Below are 21114 nucleotides of genomic sequence, written 5' to 3'. Positions count from 1 at the left end.
ACGTGTCCGCGTGATGTGATGTCATCACGCACAGGTGTAATAGTCTCCACCATCGCGTGCGCTTAAGGTGCGCGCATTGCACGAGGCTACAACATCCATGGGACACGACCACAACCACGCACCCAGCGACATCCGCCACGAAACACCGTTGTGGTGGGCGCTCGCGCTGACGGCGACATTCTTGTTGGTGGAAGTCATCGGTGCGTTCGTCACCAACAGCCTGGCGCTGCTGTCCGACGCGGCGCATATGGCCACCGACACCGTTGGCCTGATGATCGCACTGCTTGCGGTGCGGTTGAGTCCTCGCCCGGCCGATGCACGCCGCACCTATGGGTATGTACGGCTCGAAGCCCTCGGTGCACTGGCCAACGGTGCGCTGTTGTTCGCAGTCGGTGCCTACATTCTGTGGGAAGCCGCGCAACGCTTCCGTGCGCCGCAGGACATTTCGTCCAGCGGTATGCTGCTGATCGCTGGCTTCGGCCTGGTGATCAATCTGGTTGCGATGAAGCTGCTGCACGCCGGCAGCGGCGAAAGCCTCAACGTCAAGGGCGCCTATCTGGAAGTCTGGAGCGACATGCTCGGCTCGGTGGCGGTGATCATCGGCGCGCTGCTGATCCGCTGGACCGGCTGGCAATGGATCGATCCGGTATTGGCCGTGCTGATCGGCCTGTGGGTGCTGCCGCGCACCTGGCTACTGCTACGCGAAGCGATCAATGTCTTGCTTGAAGGCGTCCCCAAGGGCGTCGATTTGGCCCAGGTGCGTCAAACACTCATCAGCCATCCTGGCGTCGAAGACGTACACGACCTGCATGTCTGGGCGCTGGCCTCCAGCACACCCGCGCTCACTGCGCACGTGGTGGTGAGCGAAGCCATCGACCGCGACCGCCTGCGCGAAGCCCTCGGCGCGCTACTACACGACCGCTTCGAAATCACCCACGCTACCTTGCAAGTGGAAAGCGGCGACTGCGGCACCAAATCCTGTGGCACCCCAAAGGATGCGCAAGGTGCTGCGGACGGCAATCGCCACGCACACGCGCATGCGCATGGCGCGCATCACCATCATTGACCGATCAGTGGTGCGCCAACAACAAGGCCGCCGGGGGGCCTTGTTGTTGGCTCAAAGTAGCAGCAGCGACATCACACCACTGCCTCACGCAACAACGACAAATCCCAACCTGGCCGTGGTGCGAAGCGCTCGCCGTAACGCGCCTGCAGTGCTTGCAGGCGTTCGAGCAGCGCGTCGGCGCCGACACTGCGGATGTGCTGGATCGGGCCGCCGCGAAACGGGGCGAAGCCGGTACCGAAGACGACACCGGCATCGAGCAGATCCGCATCGGCCACTACGCCATCTTGCAGGCAGGCCACCGCTTCGTTGAGCAGTGGGAGGATCAGGCGATCTTCCAAATCGGCCGGCACTGCATAGCCGCTGGCCACGTCGGGTTTGACCGCGCGGCCGTTCTCCCACTTGTACATGCCCTGGCCATCCTTTTTGCCGCGCTTGCCCGGTTCCACTGTTGCCAGTGCTGCGGGAATGGGCAGACGTAGGAACGGCGCCAGTTCTGCGCCCACGCCTGCGGCGACATCCAGGCCAACCGTGTCGATCAATTCGATCGGCCCCATCGGCATGCCGAACTGCACCGCGGTCTTGTCCAGCACCGGGCCCGGCACGCCTTCGGCATACGCGGTGGCCGCTTCGAGCAGATATGGGAACAGCACGCGATTAACCAAGAAACCCGGCGTGCCGGCGACTGGCACCGGGAACTTGTCCAATGCCTTGCAGAACGCGGCAAGACGCGTGACGTTGGCCGGATCCAGACGGTCGTGCTGCACGATTTCCACCAGCGGCATCATCGCCACCGGATTGAAATAGTGCAGGCCGGCAAACTGCGCCGGACGTTGGATGTGCCCACGCAGCTCGGTCAGCGGAATCGATGAGGTGTTGGTGGTCAGCAACGCATCGGGTTTGAGCTGCGGCTCTACCGATTGATACAGATCGCGCTTGGCCTGTGGGTTTTCGATGATCGCCTCGATCAACAGATCGGCTTGTGCCACGCCTGCACCGGCCAGGTCGCCACGCAGACGCGCCGCGACCGCCGGCCGCTTGGCGTCGTCCTTGACCCGCTTGGCGAACAACTCGCCGCCGCGCGTCAACGCGGTATCGATGAAGCGCTGCTCGCGATCCTGCAGGGTGACCTCAAAGCCCTTGTAAGCGGCCCAGGCCGCGATGTCGCCGCCCATCACGCCGGCACCGATCACGTGCACATGGCGAATCGGCGCCAGTGCCGCGCCGCCGGCGTCCTTGCCACCCAGCGCTTTCAAGCGTTCGGTGAGGAAGAAGAGACGGACCAGATTGCGTGCGGTCGGCGTGCCGGCGAGTTTGACCACCGCCTTGCGTTCGGCAGCGAGCCGGGCCTGGATGCCGCTGCCACCGGCGCGCTCCCACACGTTGATCAGCGCATATGGCGCCGGGTAATGCTCCTTGTGCGCCTTGCGTGCGACCTGCTTGCGCATCTGCGACGCCAGCAGTTTGCGCGCGAGTAAGGTATTGGTAGCCCAGGCGGTGGCGCGCTGTTTGAACGGGCGCTTGGTACCGGCCAGTGCCAATGCCGCTGCCGCATCGACCAGTACGGCAGGCGCAGTGATCTTGTCGATCAAGCCCATCGCACGCGCGGCCTTGGCCGACACGGTGCGGCCGGTCAGCATCAAATTCATCGCCGCCGGCGCACCGATCAGACGCGGCAAGCGGGCGCTGCCGCCCCAGCCGGGAAAGATGCCGAGCTTGGTTTCCGGCAGGCCGATGCGCGTGCTGCCGTCGTCGGAGGCCACCCGATAACGGCAGGCGAGCGCGATCTCGGTGCCGCCGCCCATGCAGAAACCATGGATCGCCGCGACCGTGGGGCAGGGCAGTTCTGCCAGCTTCTGAAAGACACTCTGGCCGCGCTGGATCGCATCGTTGACCGTGCTTTTGCGGTCGAACTCCTGGAATTCCTTCAGGTCGGCGCCGGCAATGAAACCGTTGGCCTTGCCGGAGCGCAGCACTACGCCCTTGGGCGGCTCCAGTGCCAGCCGCTCGACCAGCGCGTCCAACTCGAGCAGCACCTCCTGCGAAAGTGCGTTGACCGGTGCGCCCTGACGATCAAGACTGAGCACCACCACGCCGTCCTCGCGCAGGTCGGCCTGCCAATGACTGAATCGGAGCCCGTCGAAACCTGGAAGCATATGTCTGGCCGTCCGGCGATATAAGGAAAGATCGTTATCATCCAGAGGTTGTTTCCTTCACGTCAAATACCCATATCCGGCGACAGGACGGCATGCGCCTCATCCGGGGCGTGGCCAGCGGCGCATCGGTGCAGCTACCCTGAATGCGCGACGATCGTACGGAGCGGTATGAACTTTTCTTTTCAATAGCGGTCTCATTGCCCGACTTCGGTGGGCTGACAGGAGTGCGGCCCGACATGGCCGAAGTCGATACACCTCAGGAGCTGGATCTGGAATTGGTCCGGCGTGTGCAGCGCGGCGAAAGCGCAGCGTTCGATGTGCTGGTTCGCAAATACCAGCATCGAATCGTCGCGTTGATCGGGCGCTATATCGCCGACTGGAGCGAAAGCCAGGACGTGGCCCAGGACGCATTTGTGCGCGCATACCGCGCGATCAACAGTTTCCGCGGCGACTCCCAGTTCTATACGTGGCTGCACCGCATTGCCGTCAACACTGCCAAGAATCATCTGGCTGCGCACAACCGCCGGCCACCCACCGACGACATCGAGATCAGCGATGCCGAGCGGTGCGATGGTGCGATCCGATTGCGCGATACCGACACACCGGAGCGCGAATTGATGCGACAGGAGCTGGAACAAACGGTGATGCGTGCGGTCCAAGCCCTGCCGGAAGCACTCCGGTCGGCCATCACCATGCGCGAGGTGGACGGGCTGAGTTATGACGAAATCGCGCGAAAGATGGATTGCCCGATCGGAACGGTGCGCTCGCGCATCTTCCGGGCGCGCGAGGCCATCGACAACGAGCTGCGGCCTCTATTGGAGACCGAAAGCGCTACCCGTGAGCGACACCGTGTATGAGGCATAACCCTGTCATGTCCACCACCGACAAGTTCGAGCTTCACTATCGTCAGCAGCTGTCCGCGTTGGTGGACGGCGAATTGAATACCGACGAGTCGCGTTTTTTGTTGCGCCGTCTCGCCCACGATGAAGAACTGGCCGGTTGCCACGAACGCTGGCAGCTGTGCGGCGATGTGTTGCGCGGTGTGGCCAGTGCGCCAGCACCATTGGATTTTGCAGCGCGTGTGCATAGCGCCATTGCTGCTGAGTCCGCTCCACAGGAGTACCGGACGAGGCGCCCGGTCGCGCGTTGGCGTTGGGGTGGTGGTGCGGCGATTGCAGCGTCGGTTGCCGCAATTGCTTTATTCGTCGCGCGCGAGCGTCTTCCTCAGACCGCCTTGCTTGCCTCGGATATGCCGGTGTATGCCACCACAGCGCAGATGCCTGCGGCTTCGCAGGTTCCGGTCGCACCAGTGGCACGGAAGGCTCCGGTCGCGCCTGGCCCGGCGACCCCTGATGACATTGTCGCGCTCGCCGCGGCAGTGCCGGCTGCAGCGCTGGCTTCTACCCGCCGTGGCGCGGCTACGCGCAACCAGCAGGCGGCGCGTAGCGTGGCTTGGCGCCAGCAACAGACGCCGACCCGCATGGTGGCGACCGCCACGCCGGCACCGGCGACTGCAACCCCCACAGCGCCCTCCAACCCGTTCACGCATTCCGATACGACGCTGCAGGCACGCCCGTGGCCGCGCGCGGTTTTATCCGGGGCTGGCGAAAGGCCGCTCGACGCCAGTGTCCGGCAAAGCGGCCAAGGCCCCGCGTTCTACCCGTTCGAGCCCGCGCCACAAATCGTGACCAGCCCGGCGCCAGATCGGTCGCTGCCTGTGCAGTTGCCACAGAATTGACGCCGCCGCCGATCTCATCCGCTCGGCGTCCTTCCTCTCGTTATCGTGCCGGACCCTTGTCATCAAAGGGTTCGCCCTTGTCGCCTGCCATCGGAGGCAACCTGATGAACCATCGCATCCGCACCCAAATGTTTGGCCTGATCGCCATGTCCCTGCCGTTGGTCGCTTGCGCGCAGCGGCCTGCGCCGGTCGCCAAGGACACCGCGCCGATCGCTGCCAACCGCAGCGCCACGCCAGCGCCGCAGCTGGTGGCGGGGCTACCGGATTTCACCAACTTGGTCGAACAGGTCGGCTCGGGCGTGGTCAACATCGAAACCACCACTACCCGCAAGGCCGCCGTGGCGCGTCAGCGGCGCGGAAGGCAGGACGGCGGCGCCATGCCGGGCGATGAGCAGATGCCGGAGTTCTTCCGCCGTTTCTTCGGTCCGGACTTCCAAATGCCGGGCGGGCCGCGTCAGGGGCAGGGCCCTGGCCAGGACGATGACGACGGCGGTATCGCCGGCAAGTCGATGGGCTCGGGGTTCATTATTTCCGCCGACGGCTACGTGCTGACTAACCACCACGTGGTCGATGGCGCCAGCGAGGTCACCGTCAAGCTGACCGACCGGCGCGAGTTCAAGGCCAAGGTGGTTGGCAGCGACGAGCAATTCGATGTGGCGCTGCTGAAGATCGAGGCCAAGGGTCTGCCGACGGTACGCATCGGCGATTCCAAAACGCTCAGGCCGGGCCAGTGGGTAGTGGCGATAGGCTCGCCGTTCGGCCTGGATCACTCAGTCACCGCCGGTATCGTCAGCGCCACCGGCCGCAGCAATCCGTATGCGGACCAGCGCTATGTGCCCTTCATCCAGACCGACGTGGCGATCAATCAGGGCAACTCCGGCGGCCCGCTGCTCAACACGCGTGGTGAAGTGGTTGGCATCAATTCGCAGATCTTCTCCGCTTCGGGCGGCTATATGGGCATCAGCTTCGCGATCCCGATCGATCTGGCCTTCAGCGCTGCCGAGCAGATCAAGGCCACCGGCCACGTGAGTCGCGGCATGCTGGGCGTGGCGGTCGGCCCGATCGATGCACTCAAGGCGCAGGGCCTGGGCCTGCCGGATACGCGCGGTGCGCTGGTGAACGACATTCCCGCCGGCAGTCCTGCAGCCAAGGCCGGCATTGAGGTGGGCGATGTGATTCGCAGCATCGATGGCAAGAATATCCAGGCCTACAGCGATCTACCGCCAATGATCGGCTTGTTGCCGCCGGGCACCAAGGTGACCCTGGACGTGCTGCGTGACGGCAAGCCCCGTAAGGTCGCCGTGATCCTGGCTTCCTTGCGGGACGATTCTGTCGACAACGCGCCACACACTGCTGCCGAGGACGCCAAGCCGGAGGCTTCGGTCAACGTGGTCTTGCTCGGCTTGCAGGTGGCCGACCTGACCGCCGCCGAGCGCAGTCACCTGGGCCTGGAAGCGGGACAGGGCGTGCGCATCGCTGCGGTGACAGGTTCGCAGGCGCGCAATACTTCGCCGCCGCTTTCTCCCGGTCAGGTAATCCTGCGGGTGGGTAGGATCTCGGTTGGCAGCGTGGCCGAGTTGAATCGTGTACTGGCCGGTTACAAGAAAGGCGACGTGATCATGTTGCTAATCTCTAGTGGACAAGCAAACAGCTACGTAGCGATTAAGGCTGGCTAATACGGTTTGCTGAACCCAGTAATACATCGACGAACTTGCTAAACGCCCAAGTTGACATGGGTTCATTATTCGTGGTTTCGGCGAAATGGCAAGGCGGTTTAACTCGGCATGCGTAAGAGGAGAGTAATGATGGCTCTTGATCTTGATGAAAGCGTAGAAGTTAACTCGGTCGTTTTACTGGATGTAGATGCTTAGAGCGGCTAACAAAACCACTGCGCTCACCGCCAGGCGGGCGCGGTCGGTGCTCGGCATCGGCATGTACCACGCGTACACTGCGGTTCCTCACGCGCCGTCCGCACCCACCTTTGGTATGATTTTGTTCTAACCAAGCCTAAGGTGAGTCGCACTGTAAGATTTAAAAAATCTTGAAGTGACTGAGGAAAAGCTGCTTCCTGATTAGCCCTGACTCTCAGCCGGCGTTTTCGCTACGGGCCTGCAGACGGGGCAACTTTTCTTGGCATTTCCAACCATGTCCACTGTCGGCGTTGCTGACGCGTGGTGGCTGGCCCGACGTTTTTCAGCCAGGAAGCCCCATCGCCGCCTTGAATTAGGCTTATGTAGGGAGAAGCGTGGAATTGCTGTAGCTGAGGGGCAGGGCTAATAAGGAGCTGCTTTATTATGGGGGAGATGAGAGGATTTTTATTGTGCCCCTCCAAGTCGAGTTGAAGTTAATGACGTGTGTGGCAAGGCTGTCGATCATGTACGGGCGCTTGATGTTTCAATTGAGGCCGCGGAAGGCGCGGTTAAGCTGGATAAAAAATATTTCGATTCTATCGATGGTTTTATTCTCGGTATCTACGGGAAGATTGGCAATGCCAAGGGAGTTTCACTATTTTAGAGGTCTTGGCGAGCATTGCAAAGATAGGTGTTCCTTTCAAAATCTTATTCATGCCCACCGGTAGCTCTCACTTATTAGATTTTTTTAAGGGTGTGGTTCTGCGTATTTTAAAGAACGGGGAGTTGAGGTGAAATATTTTACTGTCAGCGCGTGGTGCTTCCGATGCCATGGAACGTGGTTTAAGCTCCCAGCTTTCTTTGGTCGATGTGGCTAAGAAGTTAGTGAATGAGCGAGCGAAGGTATGACTGGCGAGAGCATTTGTTAATTTTTATTTGCAATAATTTTCGTGAGGTGCGATGATTAAAGGCTGTGAGTATTATTATGGTGGTTAGACCCCACCCCCTATGAAGCATATCCGCAACTTCTCCATCATTGCCCACGTCGACCATGGCAAATCCACCCTGGCCGACCGGATCATCCAGCTGTGCGGTGGCCTGCAGGCGCGCGAGATGGAGGCCCAGGTGCTCGATTCCAACCCGATCGAGCGCGAACGCGGCATCACCATCAAGGCGCAGTCGGTGTCCTTGCCGTATACGGCAAAGGACGGGCAGGTCTACCACCTCAACTTCATCGATACCCCCGGGCATGTCGACTTCTCTTATGAAGTCAGCCGCTCGCTGGCCGCCTGCGAAGGCGCCCTATTGGTGGTGGATGCCGCGCAAGGCGTGGAGGCGCAATCGGTCGCCAACTGCTACACCGCCGTCGAGCAGGGTCTGGAAGTGGTGCCGGTGATCAACAAGATCGACCTGCCGACCGCCGACATCGAGCGCGCCAAGGCGGAGATCGAAGCGGTGATTGGCATCGACGCCGAAGACGCGGTTGCGGTCAGCGCCAAGACCGGCTTCAACGTCGATCTGGTGTTGGAGGCGATCGTGCAGCGCATTCCGCCGCCCACCCCGCGCGACACCGACAAGCTGCAGGCGCTGATCATCGATTCCTGGTTCGACAACTACCTGGGGGTGGTCTCGTTGGTGCGCGTGATGCAGGGCGAGATCAAGCCAGGGAGCAAGATCCTGGTGATGTCCACCGGCCGCACCCATCTGGTCGACAAGGTCGGCGTTTTCACGCCCAAGCGCAAGGAGCTTGCTGCCCTTGGCGCCGGCGAAGTGGGCTGGATCAATGCCTCGATCAAGGACGTGCATGGCGCACCGGTCGGCGACACCTTGACCCTGGCCGCCGATCCTGCCCCGCATGCGCTGCCCGGTTTCCAGGAAATGCAGCCGCGCGTGTTCGCCGGTCTGTTCCCGGTCGATGCCGAGGACTATCCAGACCTGCGCGAAGCGTTGGACAAACTGCGCTTGAACGATGCGGCGCTGCGCTTCGAGCCGGAAAGTTCCGAGGCGATGGGCTTCGGCTTCCGCTGCGGCTTTCTGGGCATGCTGCACATGGAAATCGTGCAGGAGCGTCTGGAGCGCGAGTACAACCTCAATCTGATCTCGACCGCACCGACCGTGGTCTACGAGGTGCTCAAGACCGACGGCAGCATCATCCCGATGGACAACCCGTCCAAACTGCCGCCGCTGAACAATGTGGAGGAGATTCGCGAACCGATCATTCGCGCCAATATCCTTACCCCGCCCGATTACGTCGGCAACATCATCACTTTGTGCGAAGAAAAACGCGGCAGCCAGATCGGCATCAACTACCTGGGTAGCCAGGTGCAGATCAGCTACGAGTTGCCGATGGCCGAAGTGGTGCTTGATTTCTTCGACAAGCTCAAGTCGGTCTCGCGCGGTTACGCCTCGCTGGACTATCATTTTCTGCGTTTCGATGCCGGCCCGTTCGTGCGCGTGGACACGCTGATCAATGGCGATAAGGTCGATGCACTGAGCATCATCGTGCACCGCAGTTATGCCGATCGACGTGGCCGCGAGCTATGCGAAAAAATGAAGGAGCTGATTCCGCGGCAGATGTTCGACGTGGCGATCCAGGCCGCCGTCGGCTCGCAGATCATCTCGCGCTCCACGGTCAAGGCAATGCGCAAGAACGTGTTGGCCAAGTGCTATGGTGGCGATGTTTCGCGCAAGAAAAAGCTGCTGGAAAAGCAGAAAGAAGGCAAGAAGCGCATGAAGCAGGTCGGCCGCGTGGAGATTCCGCAGGAAGCCTTCCTGGCTGTTCTGCAGATGGATAAGTAGCAGGGATTTGGGAGTCGTGATTTGGGATTGGCAACGACACGCCGGCCCTGACGTTTTTGCGAATCCTCAATCTCCAATCCCGAATCCCGTTCGTAAGGAACATCAATGAAATGGTTTGAAATCGCTCTGGTTGTCTTGACGCTGGGCACCGGCTTGATCTGGCTGCTTGACACGTTGTTTCTGGCTAAACGCCGCGCTGCAAGCGCCGGTCTGCTGGACAGCGAACCGGCGATCATCGACTACTCGCGTGCGTTCTTTCCGGTGCTGGCGGTGGTGTTGATCCTGCGCAGTTTCGTGGCCGAGCCGTACAAGATTCCGTCCAGTTCGATGATGCCGAATCTGCTGATCGGCGACTTCATCCTGGTCAACAAGTTCGCTTACGGTTTCCGTTTGCCGATCACCAACACCAAGTTCTTTCCGACCGGCGAGCCGAAGCGTGGCGACGTGGTGGTGTTCAAGCCGCCGCATGCGCCCGATCAGAACTGGATCAAGCGCGTGGTGGGTTTGCCGGGCGACAAGATCGGTTTCCATGGCGATACGCTATACATCAACGACAAGCCGATGCGCTACACGGTCAAGGGCGAGTACATCGGCAAGGCCAGGGGCGCCGAGATGACCGGTACCACGTTGCTGGTCGAGGACCTGCCGGGTCGCACGCACACCGTGCTTGAATGGGTCGATCGCAACATGCCTGCCGGGCAGGGCAACTGGACCGTGCCGGCGGACAGCTATTTCGTGATGGGGGATAATCGGGACAACAGCGAAGACAGCCGGTTCTGGACACAGACGCACTTTCTGCCAGAGGCCAATCTGCGCGGCAAGGCGTTCCTGATCTGGCTCAATTGCGAGGGGTGGTTCTGTAAGGGGAGTTTTGATCCGTCACGGATCGGAACCAGAATTCAGTGATGCACGCGGGGCGTGCTTGGGGACACACAATGAAGCGCAAGCAAAGCGGTATGACGTTGACATCGTTCGTGGTGGTGCTGGCGGTGGTGGGGTTTGGCCTGTATCTCGGGATGAAGCTGTTTCCGATGTATCAGGAATACTACGCGGTAAGTACGTCGATGAAGGGCCTCGCCAACGAAGCCGGTAGTGCCGACATGGATCCGTCCAAGTTGCAGGACATGTTTTTCAAGCGTCTCGATATTAATTCGTCCGAAAGCGTCAAGCGTGAGAACATCAAGTTCGAGCGGATCGAAAGCGGTTGGCGCATGAAGGTCAACTACGAAGTGCGCCGCGAATTGATCGGCAATCTGGATATCGTTGGCAAATTCGACACGTCCCAGGACATGACGGGGCGTAGTGGCGAATAGGAGCTTTCAGCGCGGCGATCCGATCGGGCATGCGTTTGCCGATCCGGCTCTGCTCGCCCAGGCGTTGCGTCATCGCAGCGCCGGGACGCCGCATAACGAGCGACTTGAATTTCTCGGCGACGGCATCGTCAACCTGTTGATCGCCGAGGCGCTGTATCGGCGCTGGCCCAAGGCCGACGAAGGTGCATTGACCCGCGCCCGTGCCGAGCTCGTCCGCGAGGGGGCGTTGGCGGTGATCGGCCGTACCCTCAATCTGGGCGAGCGGCTGACGCTTGGCCCGGGCGAGCTGAAATCCGGTGGACATCGGCGCGACTCGATTCTGGCCGATGCAGTCGAGGCGATCGTCGCGGCCATCTATCTGGACTGTGGCTTCGAGCGCTGCCGCGAGGTAGTGCTGCCCTGGTTCGAGCCCTCGCTGGCCGCGCTGCCGGTCGGCAAGGCAGAAAAAGATCCCAAAACCCGGCTGCAGGAATGGCTGCAGGCGCGGCAACTTCCGCTGCCCAATTACGCTCTGATCAGTGAGAGCGGCGACGAACATGCCAAGCAGTTCCATGTCGCCTGCATTCTTGAGCAGCCCGTTGCCCGCGCCGAGGGCAAGGGCACCTCGCGTCGCCTCGCCGAGCAACAGGCGGCGACTCTTGTCATCGCACAACTGGATTCAAACACGTGAGCGAAATATCTTCCCCCCACCGCAGCGGTAGCGTTGCGGTGATTGGCCGGCCCAACGTCGGCAAATCCACCCTGACCAATGCCTTGGTGGGCGCGAAGGTCAGCATTGTGTCCAACCGGCCGCAGACCACGCGCCATCGGTTGTTGGGCATTGCTACCTTTCCTGAGGGGCAGCTGGTGCTGGTCGATACGCCCGGATTGCATCGCGAGCAGAAGCGGGCGATGAACCGGGTGATGAATCGCGCCGCGCGCGGCTCGCTGGAGGGCGTGGACGCGGCGGTGCAGGTGATCGAGGCCGGCCGTTGGGACGACGAAGACACGCTGGCCTTCAAGGTTCTCAGCGATGCCAAGGTGCCGGTGGTGCTGGTGGTCAACAAAGTCGACCGACTCAAGGACAAAACCGTGCTGTTGCCGTTTCTGGCCCAGGTCAGCGAAGGCCGCACATTCGCCGCGGTGCATCCGGTCTCTGCGCTCAAGCGCAAGGGCCTGAAAGCGCTGGTTGGCGACCTGCTCAAGCTGGTGCCCGAGGCCGAAGCGATGTTCGGTGAGGACGAAATCACCGATCGCAGTCAGCGTTTTCTGGCCGGCGAACTGGTGCGTGAGCAGTTGATGCGCCAGCTCGGCGAAGAACTGCCGTATGCCACCACCGTTGAAATCGAACGGTTTGCCGAAGACGGCGCGCTGCTGCGGATCGGTGCGGTGATCTGGGTCGAGCGCGAAGGCCAGAAGGCGATCGTGATCGGCAAGGGCGGCACCCGCTTGAAGGACATCGGTGGCAAGGCGCGTTTGCAGATGGAGCGGCTGTTCGGTGCCAAGGTGTTCCTGGAAAACTGGGTACGCGTGCGTGAAGGCTGGTCGGACGACGAGGCGGCGTTGAAGGCGTTCGGTTACGAATGAAGCCGAGAGCCGGACGCCGGTGACCCGGGAACAGCGCGGCATGGGTCGTTGAATATGGGCAGGCAGTGGTAGTGCACGCGATGGCTCGATTGGTTGGACCTTGTGTCGTTACCGCCGCAGTTGTCTTTAGAGGCTTTTGCCGCATGCTGCTTCGTTTGATCGCTCGCCGTGCCTTTGCCTTTACCGGGTCCTCAATCCCCGGTCCCCAATCCGGCTTAGAGCGGCTAACAAAACGACTGCGCTCACCGCCAGGCGGGCGCGGCCGGTGCTCGGAATCGGCATGTACCACGCGTACACTGCGGTTCTTCCGCGCCGTCCGCACCCACCTGACGACTGCTCGCTACGTTTTGTTAGCCGCTCTAAATCCCATGCTGATCGAACACGAACGCGGTTTCGTCCTGCATGTGCGTGCCTGGCGCGAGACCAGCTTGCTGGTGGAGGTGCTGACTGAGCAGCATGGGCGGGTCGGGCTGCTGGCACGCGGTGTGCGTGGGCTGCGCAAGCAGGCCTTGCGCGCTGCTTTGCAGCCACTGCAACTGATCCAGTTCAGCGCAGTGCAGCGGGGCGAACTTGCTCAGCTGCGCCAGGCCGAAGCGCTGGACACCGCGCCGCGGTTGGCGGGCGAAACCATGCTGGCCGGCTTCTATATCAGCGAGTTGCTGCTGCGCCTGGTTCCGCGCAACGATTCGGTACCCGAGCTGTTTGATTGCTATGCGCAAGCGCGCGCCCATCTGGGCTCCCATCTGCCGTTGGCCTGGGGACTGCGCCAGTTCGAGCGCGATGTGCTGGAAGGGCTCGGGCTCGCTTTCGATCTGCAACACGACAGCGACGGGCAAGCGATCGAACCGGCGGCGCGCTATCGGCTCGATCCGCAAGAAGGCGCAATGCGCGTATTGAGCGAGCGACTGGCGCAGGATCGGCGCGAAACCGTCACCGGCGCGGCGCTACTGGCCTTGGGCCAGGACGTTATGCCAGTGGTCGACGACATGCCCGGCCTGCGTCGCAGCATGCGCAGCGTGCTGCTGCATCATCTGGGCGGACGCGGCCTAAAATCCTGGGAAATGCTTGAGGACCTGGCGCGCCGCCGCTGATGGGGCTGAGTTTCTATCGTGCACACGATGGTGCTCAAGAAGGCTTGAATCCAGACCAGATCGGTAGCGCGTCGTTGAGCGCTGGGGCGACCCCAAAGAACATCGACTTAGCAACATCTCAGTGCAAAAGCGCAGCCACTGCCGCATGAAACTGAGTCCGCGCCGTTTTCGACTGCGGATCGCCGCGCAGCAAGCGCACCGCACCGGCCAGCCGCGCCGCGCCCACGAACCCGCAACTTGCCTGCAGCCGATGCAGATGGTTGCCTAGTGCCTGCTCGTCGCTCATCTGCAAGGCCGAATCCACCGCATCGCGCGTGCCCGGCAATTCCGCCAGGAATAACTCGCGCAGCGCGTTGAGATGGTGTCGCTGGCCGTTGAGTGCGCTAAGCGCGGCCGTTTCGTCCCAGTCACTAGCGGCGATGTCGAGCTCACCGACCGGCGCCACGCTGTAGCGGCCGCGTGCCAGACCACGACGGACTGCCTGCAGCAGACGTTCGCAGGTCAGTGGTTTGACCAGCATTTCCAGGAAACCATCGGATTGCAGGCTGCGCTGCATCGCCATGTTGCCGTCGGCGGTGTGCGCCAGCGCAGGCACGTCCGGGTGCAACAGGCGCAGTGCCCGCAGCAAACCGCTGCCGGTGCCATCGGGAAGATTGACGTCGATCAGCCACAGATCGTGCCGACGTTCGCGCGCGCGGTCGAGTGCCGCGGAAAGTGAGTCGGCGCAGTCCACCTGGGCCGGCAGGCCTTCCAGCACAGCCTGCAGAAAGCCAAGGCTGATCGGGTCGTCTTCTACGAGCAAGAGTCGTGGATGGGGTTCCTGGCGTGTGGCTATGTTCATGCTGCTTCCTTGTCAGCGATGCCGCGTGCCGATCAGCCGCGCGCATGCGGAGTTTGCCTGTGTTTGTGGGGCGCGACAATCGTCGCCCCGCCTGGGGGGCGGCCTTGGTCGATCGCATCTGCGACACTATGCGCCCTTTTTGCTCGCAGCTTGTCGCCACGTGGCCAGAACTAGAAACCGTTTCGACCGCACTCCATTCCAGACCGCGATCACCGACCTGAGCCACGACGGCCGCGGCGTGGCGCGCCGCGGCGGCGAGGGCGGCAAGGTCACCTTCATCAGCGGTGCCTTGCCCGGAGAGCTGGTGCGTGCCGAACCTACCGCGCGCAGCCGGCATTTCGAGGAGGCCAGGGCGGTGGAGGTGCTGGAGGCGTCGCCGCAGCGGGTGACCCCGCGCTGCCCGCATTTCGGCGTCTGCGCCGGCTGCGTGTTGCAGCATCTTGAGGAGTCGCAGCAGATCCTGGCCAAGCAGCGCGTGCTGATGGACAACCTTGAGCGTATCGGTCACGTCACCCCGCAAGCGGTGTTGCCCGCCTTGGTCGGCGACAACTGGGGTTATCGACGCAAAGGCCGCTTCTCGGTGCGCCGGGTAGAGAAGAAAGACAAGACCCTGGTCGGCTTCCGCGAGCTCGACCCGCGCTTTGTGGCCGATCTGTCGGTCTGCTACACGGTGATCCCGCAGATCGGCGAGAAGATTCCGCTGCTCGCCGCGCTGGTCGAAGGCATGGACGGCAAGCGCGATATTCCGCAGATCGAATTCATCGCCGGCGACGCTGCGGTGGTGCTGACCATTCGCCACATGCAGCCGCTCAGCGAGCGCGACCGGCAAGCGCTGACCGAGTTTGCGCAGGCGCAAGGCTTTGCGATCTTCCTGCAACCCGGTGGCGTGGACAGCGTGCATCCGCTGTGGCCGCATGATGTGCCGCTATCGTTCCGCTTGCCGCAATGGGATGTGGAGCTGGCGTTCCGGCCGCTGGACTTCATCCAGGTCAACGCCTCGCTCAACCAGAAGATGATCGCGCACGCGCTGACATTGCTCGATGCCAAGCCCGACGACCGCGTGCTGGATCTTTTTTGTGGTTTGGGAAATTTCACCCTTCCGCTGGCGCGCGGCGTGCGCGAAGTGGTGGGAGTGGAAGGCGATGCTGGGCTGGTGGCACGCGCGAAAGAAAATGCGCAGCGCAATGGCCTGGACAACGCACAGTTCTACGCGGCCGACCTGACCCAGGATCAACGCAACGCTGCGTGGATGCGGCAGGGCTTGGACAAGCTGTTGCTGGATCCGCCGCGTTCGGGCGCTTTGGAAGTCCTGCAACAATTGCCGCTGAAAAAGTTCGAGCGCATCGTCTATGTGAGCTGTCACCCGGGCTCGCTGGCGCGCGATGCCGGCTATCTGGTTAACGCGCAAGGCTTCACACTCAAGGCCGCTGGCGCGATGGACATGTTTCCGCACACCGCGCATGTGGAGAGCATTGCGGTGTTTGAGAGGCGGTGAATGGGGACTGGGCATCGGGGATTGGCGAGAGCGCACTCCGATGCCTGCCAGTTCGCTGCTGTGACCAAGCCCAAATCCCGAATCCATAATCCATAATCCATAATCCATAATCCCATGCCCATCGAAATCGAACGCAAATTCCTGGTCACCGGCGACGATTGGCGTCGCGCTGCGCATGCAGCGATCCCGATGGCTCAGGGTTATATCAACGATCAGGCGGCGCTGCGCAGCGGTGCGCAGAATGCGTCGGTGCGGGTGCGCATCCAGGGCGAGAGCGCGTTTCTCAATCTCAAATCGCGCGAGGTGGGGCATACGCGGCAAGAGTTCGAGTATCCGATTCCGGTCGTGGAGGCGCGCGCGTTGCTGGCGCTATGCGTTGGCGGTTTGATCGACAAGCGCCGGCATCTGGTCGCGTACCAGGGCCATGTGTGGGAAGTGGATGAATTCCGGGGCGACAACGCCGGGCTGGTCGTGGCCGAGATCGAACTTGGGAACGCTGACGAGACATTTGCCAAGCCCGACTGGGTTGGCACAGAAGTCACCGACGATGTGCGCTATTACAACCTTGCACTGGCCTCGTATCCGTTCTCGCAGTGGCAATGAAGTCGGGAGTGGGTCTTCGGGATTCGGGATTCGTAAAAGCAGGGTGAAGCGTCGATGTCAGACTTATGCAAGCGAGTGACAAGGTGACGCTGCCCATCCGCGCGCGCGCGGTTGTGGTGGTCGGCGCTGGATTGGCGGGTCTTGCCTGCGCGCGGCGGCTGCAGACTGCCGGCATTGCGGCGACGCTGTTCGATCAGGCCGATACGCCCGGCGGTCGCATGCGTCGCTGCGCAGGTGACGGTTGGCAATGCGATCACGGCGCGCAGTATTTCACGGCGCGCGATCCGGCGTTTGTGGCGCTGGTGAACGAATGGATCGAAGCTGGTGTTGCTGCGAGGTGGCCCGCGCGCGTCGCGAGCTGGGACGGCGCAGAGTTACGACCCTCACAGAGTGCGTTGACACGCTTCGTCGGCGTACCCGATATGGCCGCACCGGCGCGCGCGCTTGCAGCTGATCTGGATGTTCGATCGCGCACCGATGTGCGCGCATTGCAGCGCAGTGGGCAGGGATGGGTGTTGGAAGTAGCTGGCGAGGATGCAACGCGAGCGTGCGATACAGTGCTGTTGGCTGTGCCGGCACCGTATGCCGCTGCATTGTCGGCAGACCTCGCACCTGCACTTTCTGCGATTGCCCGCGACGCGCGCATGCAGCCGGCCTGGGCGGTGGTGCTGCATTTTGATGCGACTATCGATCCAGGCTACGACGCCTTGTTCGTCAACGTCGGCCCGTTGCGCTGGGTGGCGCGCAACTCCAGCAAGCCTGGACGACAGGGCGCCGAGACGTGGTTATTGCATGCCACTGCCCAGTGGAGCCAGGCACATCGCGATGCCACGCCCGAAGCGGTGATTGCCAGCGTATTGCCAGGTCTTGCAGCGCTGGGTTTGCCATTGCCGCAGTCGTGCGGGGCGTATCGTTGGACTGCTGCCAGCACCGATCCGCCGTTGCAGATCGGCTGTGTGTGGGATGCAACGCTTGGTATCGGTATGTGCGGCGACTGGTTGGCTGGCGGCAAAGTTGAAGGCGCCTGGCAGAGCGGTATGGCGCTGGCGCAGCGCGTCTGCGCCAGCCATGCCATGCACAGCGGTCGCGACTGAATCTGTGTCAGGCCTCGTTACGTGTGGAGTGCCGGGTCGCCACAGGGCGATGTGCATGTCTTTGACGTTTGCGCCCGAATGTCGCTTTCATCGTTGTGACAGGTCGATTGAACTCCACACTCGCGCACGCATCCCTTCACCGCTCGCGGCGAGCACTCTGCATGATCGAGTCCTGCCTAGATGAGTGAGTTCAACGCCACCGCGGCCGAGCGCACTGTACAAATGGCTGCACATACGCTGCGTCTGATCCTGGGCGATCAGCTCAATCCACAGCATAGCTGGTTCGCTGCGCACGACGCAGGCGTGGTTTATGTGTTGATGGAAGTGCGCGAGGAAACCGACTACGTGCTGCATCATGCGCAGAAGATCCTGGCGATTTTTGCGGCGATGCGCGCGTTCGCAGCGCACTTGCGAGACGCCGGTCATCGCGTGCGTTACGTGACGATCGACAACCCCAGCAATCGGCACTCGATTCCCGCCAACCTCGATGCGCTGATGGCGCACTACCAAGCCAGCCATCTGGACTATCAGGCGCCGGACGAGTGGCGATTGGATGAAGCATTGCAGCAGTGGTGCGCACGCCGGCCGTTCGCCACGCGCATGGTCGACAGCGCGCATTTTCTGACCGAGCGTGATGAGGTAGCGGCGTGTTTGCGCCCCGGCAGCCAATGGCGCATGGAAGTGTTCTATCGGCGCATGCGGCGACGGCATCGCATTTTGCTCGACGCATTCGGTGAGCCGGAAGGTGGGCGCTGGAATTTCGATTGCGACAATCGTGCACCGTGGCCCGGAGATCCGCCCGCGCCGCAGGAATGGCGTGCTGCACACGATCACCGCGCGCTGTGGCGCAGTATCGAGTCTGCGGGCGTGCGCAGTTTCGGGTCGCCGAACGCCGATGCCTTGCCATGGCCGCTGCATCGCGACGAAGCATTGCAGCATCTGGATGCGTTCATCACTCATGCGTTGCCGGACTTTGGTCGCTACGAGGACGCAATGAGCACACGCAGCCCGCGGTTGTTCCATTCGCTGCTGTCGTTCGCGCTCAACGTCAAGATGTTGCATCCGCGCGAGGTGATCGCCCGTGCCGAAGCCGCGTGGCGTGACGGACATGCGCCGTTGGCATCGGTGGAAGGGTTTATCCGGCAGATTCTGGGTTGGCGCGAATACGTGCGTGGTGTGTACTGGTCGCAGATGCCCGGCTATGCGGAGCTGAATCACCTCGATCAGCATGCACCATTGCCGCGCTGGTTTTGGGATGGGCAGATCGGCATGCGTTGCCTGGCCGATGCGATCGGCAATTCGCTGGCCAACGCGCACGCCCACCATATCCAGCGGCTGATGGTGATCGGCAATTTCGCGCTGCTGGCGGGGCTGGATCCGCAGGCGCTGCATCATTGGTATCTGGGTGTGTATATCGACGCGTTCGAATGGGTGGAGCTGCCCAACACGGTCGGTATGAGCCAGTTCGCCGATGGTGGCCTGCTCGGTAGCAAGCCGTATATCAGCGGCGCGGCCTATATCGATCGCATGAGCGACTACTGCGGCGGCTGCAAGTACCAGCGCAAGGCACGGGTCGGCGCACAGGCCTGCCCGTACAACGCGCTGTACTGGGATTTCCTCGCGCGTCAGCGCACTCTGCTGCAACCCAACCAGCGGTTGGCGATGCCCTACCGGCAGCTCGACGACATGGCGCCGGACGTGCTGGCCCAAGTGCAGGCGCAGGCCGCGCATTGGCGGACGAATCTGGAGGCGCTCTGAGGTGGTTTGTATGGCGCGATCGCTCGGGCTCGCACCTGCCTGAATGCACGATCTGACGCTGCAACGCGCATCTGCGACAATGCCGCGCTGCGCCAACGCGGCGCCTTGCCCGGGAGTCCCCCAACATGCTTCTAATCGGCGTTGCCGGTACCGAACTCAGCGCACAGGAACGCGACTGGCTGCAGCACGACGCGGTCGCTGGAGTGGTGCTGTTCAAGCGCAATTTCGTCTCGCGCACGCAGGTGGCCGAGCTGTCGGCGTCCATCCGCACGGCCGCCCCGCGGCCGGTGCTGATTTGCGCCGACCAGGAAGGCGGGCGGGTGCAACGCTTTCGCGAAGGTTTTAGCGCCTTGGCGCCATTGCAGAGCTTCGGAGCGCAGTACGCACAGGACCCCGAGGGTGCACTTGCCGCCGCGCGCGCGCATGCACAGCTGATGGCTAACGAAGTGCGTGCCAGCGGCGTGGATCTGAGCTTTGCACCGGTGGTGGATCTGGGCCGCGGCAACCGCGCCATCGGCGATCGCGCCTTCAGCGACGACCCGCAGATCGTGGCCACCTTCACTCGCGTCTATGTGCAGGCGCTGCACGGCGCCGGTATGGCTGCCACGCTCAAGCATTTCCCCGGCCACGGCACCGTCCTGGAAGACACTCACGTCGATCATGCCAGCGACCCGCGGTCGCTGGAGGTCTTGCAGGCCGAAGATCTGCTGCCGTTCGTGGCAGGCATCGAGGCCGGGGCCGACGCGGTGATGATGGCGCACGTGGTCTACCCGCAGGTCGCACAGGAACCGGCCGGCTATTCGCAGCGCTGGATCGAGCAGATCCTGCGCGGGCAGATGGGCTTCCGCGGGGTGGTGTTTTCCGACGATATCGGCATGGCCGCCTCCTTCAGCGCTGGCGGCGTGGCAGGCCGGGTGCACGCGCATCTGGATGCCGGCTGCGACGTGGTGCTGGTTTGCCACCCGGAACTGGTCGACGAATCGTTGCAGGCCGTGGCAGGCCGCAGCCTCGATACAGCAGCATTGATCGGCCTGATCGGCCGCGGCGCGCTGGGCTGGGATGGCCTGCTCGCCGGCACCGACGCTTCATTCACCACCTCTCTTTCCGCACCTTTCGGAACAACTGCCTGATGTCCACGCTCACCATTTCCCAGGTCCTGGCCCAAGCCGATCTGCTGGTCGATCGGCCGGCCATCGATGCCGCCGTCGCCACCATCGCCGATGCGATCGCGCGCGACTATGCCGGCGAAGTGCCGGTGTATCTCACCATCATGCACGGCGCGCTGCCGTTCTCCGGCCAGTTGGCGCTGGAGCTGGGCGCACGCGGCCAGGACGTGCAGTTCGATTACCTGCACGCCACCCGTTACCGCGGCCAAACCACCGGTGGCGAGCTGGTGTGGAAGCACCGCCCGGCCACTGCGCTGTTCGGTCGCAGGGTGGTCCTGGTCGACGACATTCTCGATGAGGGGTACACGCTGCAGGGCGTGCGCCAGTGGTGCCTGGAGCAGGGTGCCACCGACGTGCGTGTGGCGGTGCTGACCGTCAAGCGCCACGACCGCTGCGTGCCCGGCGTCACCGCCGATTATGTCGGCGTGGAAGTGGCCGACCGCTATGTGTTCGGTTTCGGCATGGACGTCAACGAGCAGCTGCGTAGCATTCCCGCCATCTACGCGATGAGGCAATAGCTCGCTTATTTACCAGCCCGCAGCAGTGCGGGCTGTCGAACGTGCCTTGTTGCGCGTACCGTC

At 62.5% G+C, this 21114-nt stretch carries 19 protein-coding genes and 2 other RNA genes; 19 read left to right on the top strand and 2 right to left on the bottom strand.

The window, feature by feature from the left end:
• The first annotated feature begins 97 nt into the window (after positions 1 to 97).
• Positions 98 to 1066 (top strand): cation diffusion facilitator family transporter, encoded by a 969-nt coding sequence (locus J5I97_RS12640; protein ID WP_208586885.1) that lies wholly within the window; start codon positions 98 to 100, stop codon positions 1064 to 1066.
• A 71-nt stretch (positions 1067 to 1137) separates the two neighbouring features.
• Here J5I97_RS12640 and J5I97_RS12635 read toward each other — a convergent pair whose 3' ends face one another.
• On the bottom strand, positions 1138 to 3219 hold the full coding sequence (locus J5I97_RS12635; protein ID WP_208586884.1) for a 3-hydroxyacyl-CoA dehydrogenase NAD-binding domain-containing protein: 2082 nt from the start codon (positions 3217 to 3219) through the stop codon (positions 1138 to 1140).
• 236 nt (positions 3220 to 3455) lie between these two features.
• On the opposite strand from J5I97_RS12635, the gene rpoE reads away from it, so the two are divergent.
• The 12 genes from rpoE to recO all read left to right on the top strand — a co-directional run bounded on the left by rpoE (position 3456) and on the right by recO (position 13576).
• A complete protein-coding gene (rpoE, locus tag J5I97_RS12630) occupies positions 3456 to 4076 on the top strand; it encodes an RNA polymerase sigma factor RpoE (RefSeq protein ID WP_208586883.1) in 621 nt (206 codons plus the stop codon).
• Entirely contained in the window at positions 4073 to 4957 is an 885-nt protein-coding gene (locus J5I97_RS12625; RefSeq protein WP_208586881.1) for a sigma-E factor negative regulatory protein, read from the top strand. The genes rpoE and J5I97_RS12625 overlap by 4 nt, the downstream gene beginning before the upstream one ends.
• 104 nt (positions 4958 to 5061) lie before the next feature.
• Positions 5062 to 6633, top strand: a complete 1572-nt coding sequence (locus J5I97_RS12620; protein WP_208586879.1) for a DegQ family serine endoprotease — start codon at positions 5062 to 5064, stop codon at positions 6631 to 6633.
• A 256-nt stretch (positions 6634 to 6889) separates the two neighbouring features.
• Positions 6890 to 6965: non-coding RNA, sX9 sRNA (locus J5I97_RS12615), on the top strand.
• Between the two features lie 344 nt (positions 6966 to 7309).
• The gene (locus J5I97_RS12610; protein WP_208586877.1) at positions 7310 to 7471 is read left to right on the top strand and encodes a hypothetical protein; all 162 of its coding nucleotides are present in this window, start codon (positions 7310 to 7312) and stop codon (positions 7469 to 7471) included.
• 344 nt (positions 7472 to 7815) lie between these two features.
• On the top strand, positions 7816 to 9606 hold the full coding sequence (lepA, locus tag J5I97_RS12605) for a translation elongation factor 4 (RefSeq protein ID WP_002810399.1): 1791 nt from the start codon (positions 7816 to 7818) through the stop codon (positions 9604 to 9606).
• Between the two features lie 105 nt (positions 9607 to 9711).
• Positions 9712 to 10512, top strand: coding sequence for a signal peptidase I (lepB, locus tag J5I97_RS12600; protein WP_208586875.1), 801 nt, complete (start codon positions 9712 to 9714; stop codon positions 10510 to 10512).
• The gene (locus J5I97_RS12595; protein ID WP_208586873.1) at positions 10512 to 10919 is read left to right on the top strand and encodes a DUF4845 domain-containing protein; all 408 of its coding nucleotides are present in this window, start codon (positions 10512 to 10514) and stop codon (positions 10917 to 10919) included. The genes lepB and J5I97_RS12595 overlap by 1 nt, the downstream gene beginning before the upstream one ends.
• Positions 10909 to 11589 carry a ribonuclease III gene (rnc, locus tag J5I97_RS12590; protein WP_208586871.1) on the top strand — a complete coding sequence of 227 codons (681 nt, stop codon included), beginning with the start codon at positions 10909 to 10911 and terminating at the stop codon, positions 11587 to 11589. The genes J5I97_RS12595 and rnc overlap by 11 nt, the downstream gene beginning before the upstream one ends.
• Positions 11586 to 12485 (top strand): GTPase Era, encoded by a 900-nt coding sequence (gene era / locus J5I97_RS12585; protein ID WP_208586869.1) that lies wholly within the window; start codon positions 11586 to 11588, stop codon positions 12483 to 12485. Before rnc ends, era begins: the two co-directional genes overlap by 4 nt.
• A 280-nt stretch (positions 12486 to 12765) precedes the next feature.
• A non-coding RNA gene (locus J5I97_RS12580) (sX9 sRNA) lies at positions 12766 to 12841 on the top strand.
• Positions 12842 to 12853: 12 nt separating this feature from the next.
• A complete protein-coding gene (gene recO, locus J5I97_RS12575) occupies positions 12854 to 13576 on the top strand; it encodes a DNA repair protein RecO (RefSeq protein ID WP_208586867.1) in 723 nt (240 codons plus the stop codon).
• Positions 13577 to 13694: 118 nt separating this feature from the next.
• On the opposite strand, the gene J5I97_RS12570 is transcribed toward recO, so the two are convergent.
• Complete coding sequence (locus J5I97_RS12570) at positions 13695 to 14417, bottom strand: response regulator (protein ID WP_208586865.1); 723 nt, start codon at positions 14415 to 14417, stop codon at positions 13695 to 13697.
• 160 nt (positions 14418 to 14577) lie between these two features.
• On the opposite strand from J5I97_RS12570, the gene rlmD reads away from it, so the two are divergent.
• The 6 genes from rlmD to J5I97_RS12540 all read left to right on the top strand — a co-directional run bounded on the left by rlmD (position 14578) and on the right by J5I97_RS12540 (position 21051).
• Positions 14578 to 15912, top strand: a complete 1335-nt coding sequence (rlmD, locus tag J5I97_RS12565) for a 23S rRNA (uracil(1939)-C(5))-methyltransferase RlmD (protein ID WP_208586863.1) — start codon at positions 14578 to 14580, stop codon at positions 15910 to 15912.
• Between the two features lie 114 nt (positions 15913 to 16026).
• Positions 16027 to 16515 (top strand): CYTH domain-containing protein, encoded by a 489-nt coding sequence (locus J5I97_RS12560; protein WP_208586861.1) that lies wholly within the window; start codon positions 16027 to 16029, stop codon positions 16513 to 16515.
• Positions 16516 to 16580: 65 nt separating this feature from the next.
• Positions 16581 to 17609 carry an NAD(P)/FAD-dependent oxidoreductase gene (locus tag J5I97_RS12555; protein WP_208586859.1) on the top strand — a complete coding sequence of 343 codons (1029 nt, stop codon included), beginning with the start codon at positions 16581 to 16583 and terminating at the stop codon, positions 17607 to 17609.
• Between the two features lie 180 nt (positions 17610 to 17789).
• On the top strand, positions 17790 to 19367 hold the full coding sequence (locus J5I97_RS12550) for a cryptochrome/photolyase family protein (RefSeq protein ID WP_208586857.1): 1578 nt from the start codon (positions 17790 to 17792) through the stop codon (positions 19365 to 19367).
• Positions 19368 to 19492: 125 nt separating this feature from the next.
• The gene (nagZ, locus tag J5I97_RS12545) at positions 19493 to 20497 is read left to right on the top strand and encodes a beta-N-acetylhexosaminidase (protein ID WP_208586855.1); all 1005 of its coding nucleotides are present in this window, start codon (positions 19493 to 19495) and stop codon (positions 20495 to 20497) included.
• A complete protein-coding gene (locus J5I97_RS12540) occupies positions 20497 to 21051 on the top strand; it encodes a hypoxanthine-guanine phosphoribosyltransferase (RefSeq protein WP_208586853.1) in 555 nt (184 codons plus the stop codon). Before nagZ ends, J5I97_RS12540 begins: the two co-directional genes overlap by 1 nt.
• Positions 21052 to 21114: the final 63 nt, after the last annotated feature.

The sequence above is a fragment of the Xanthomonas fragariae genome, assembly GCF_017603965.1.
GTDB classification, from domain to species: domain Bacteria; phylum Pseudomonadota; class Gammaproteobacteria; order Xanthomonadales; family Xanthomonadaceae; genus Xanthomonas; species Xanthomonas fragariae_A.
This window is presented reverse-complemented; position numbering and strand designations above follow the sequence as displayed.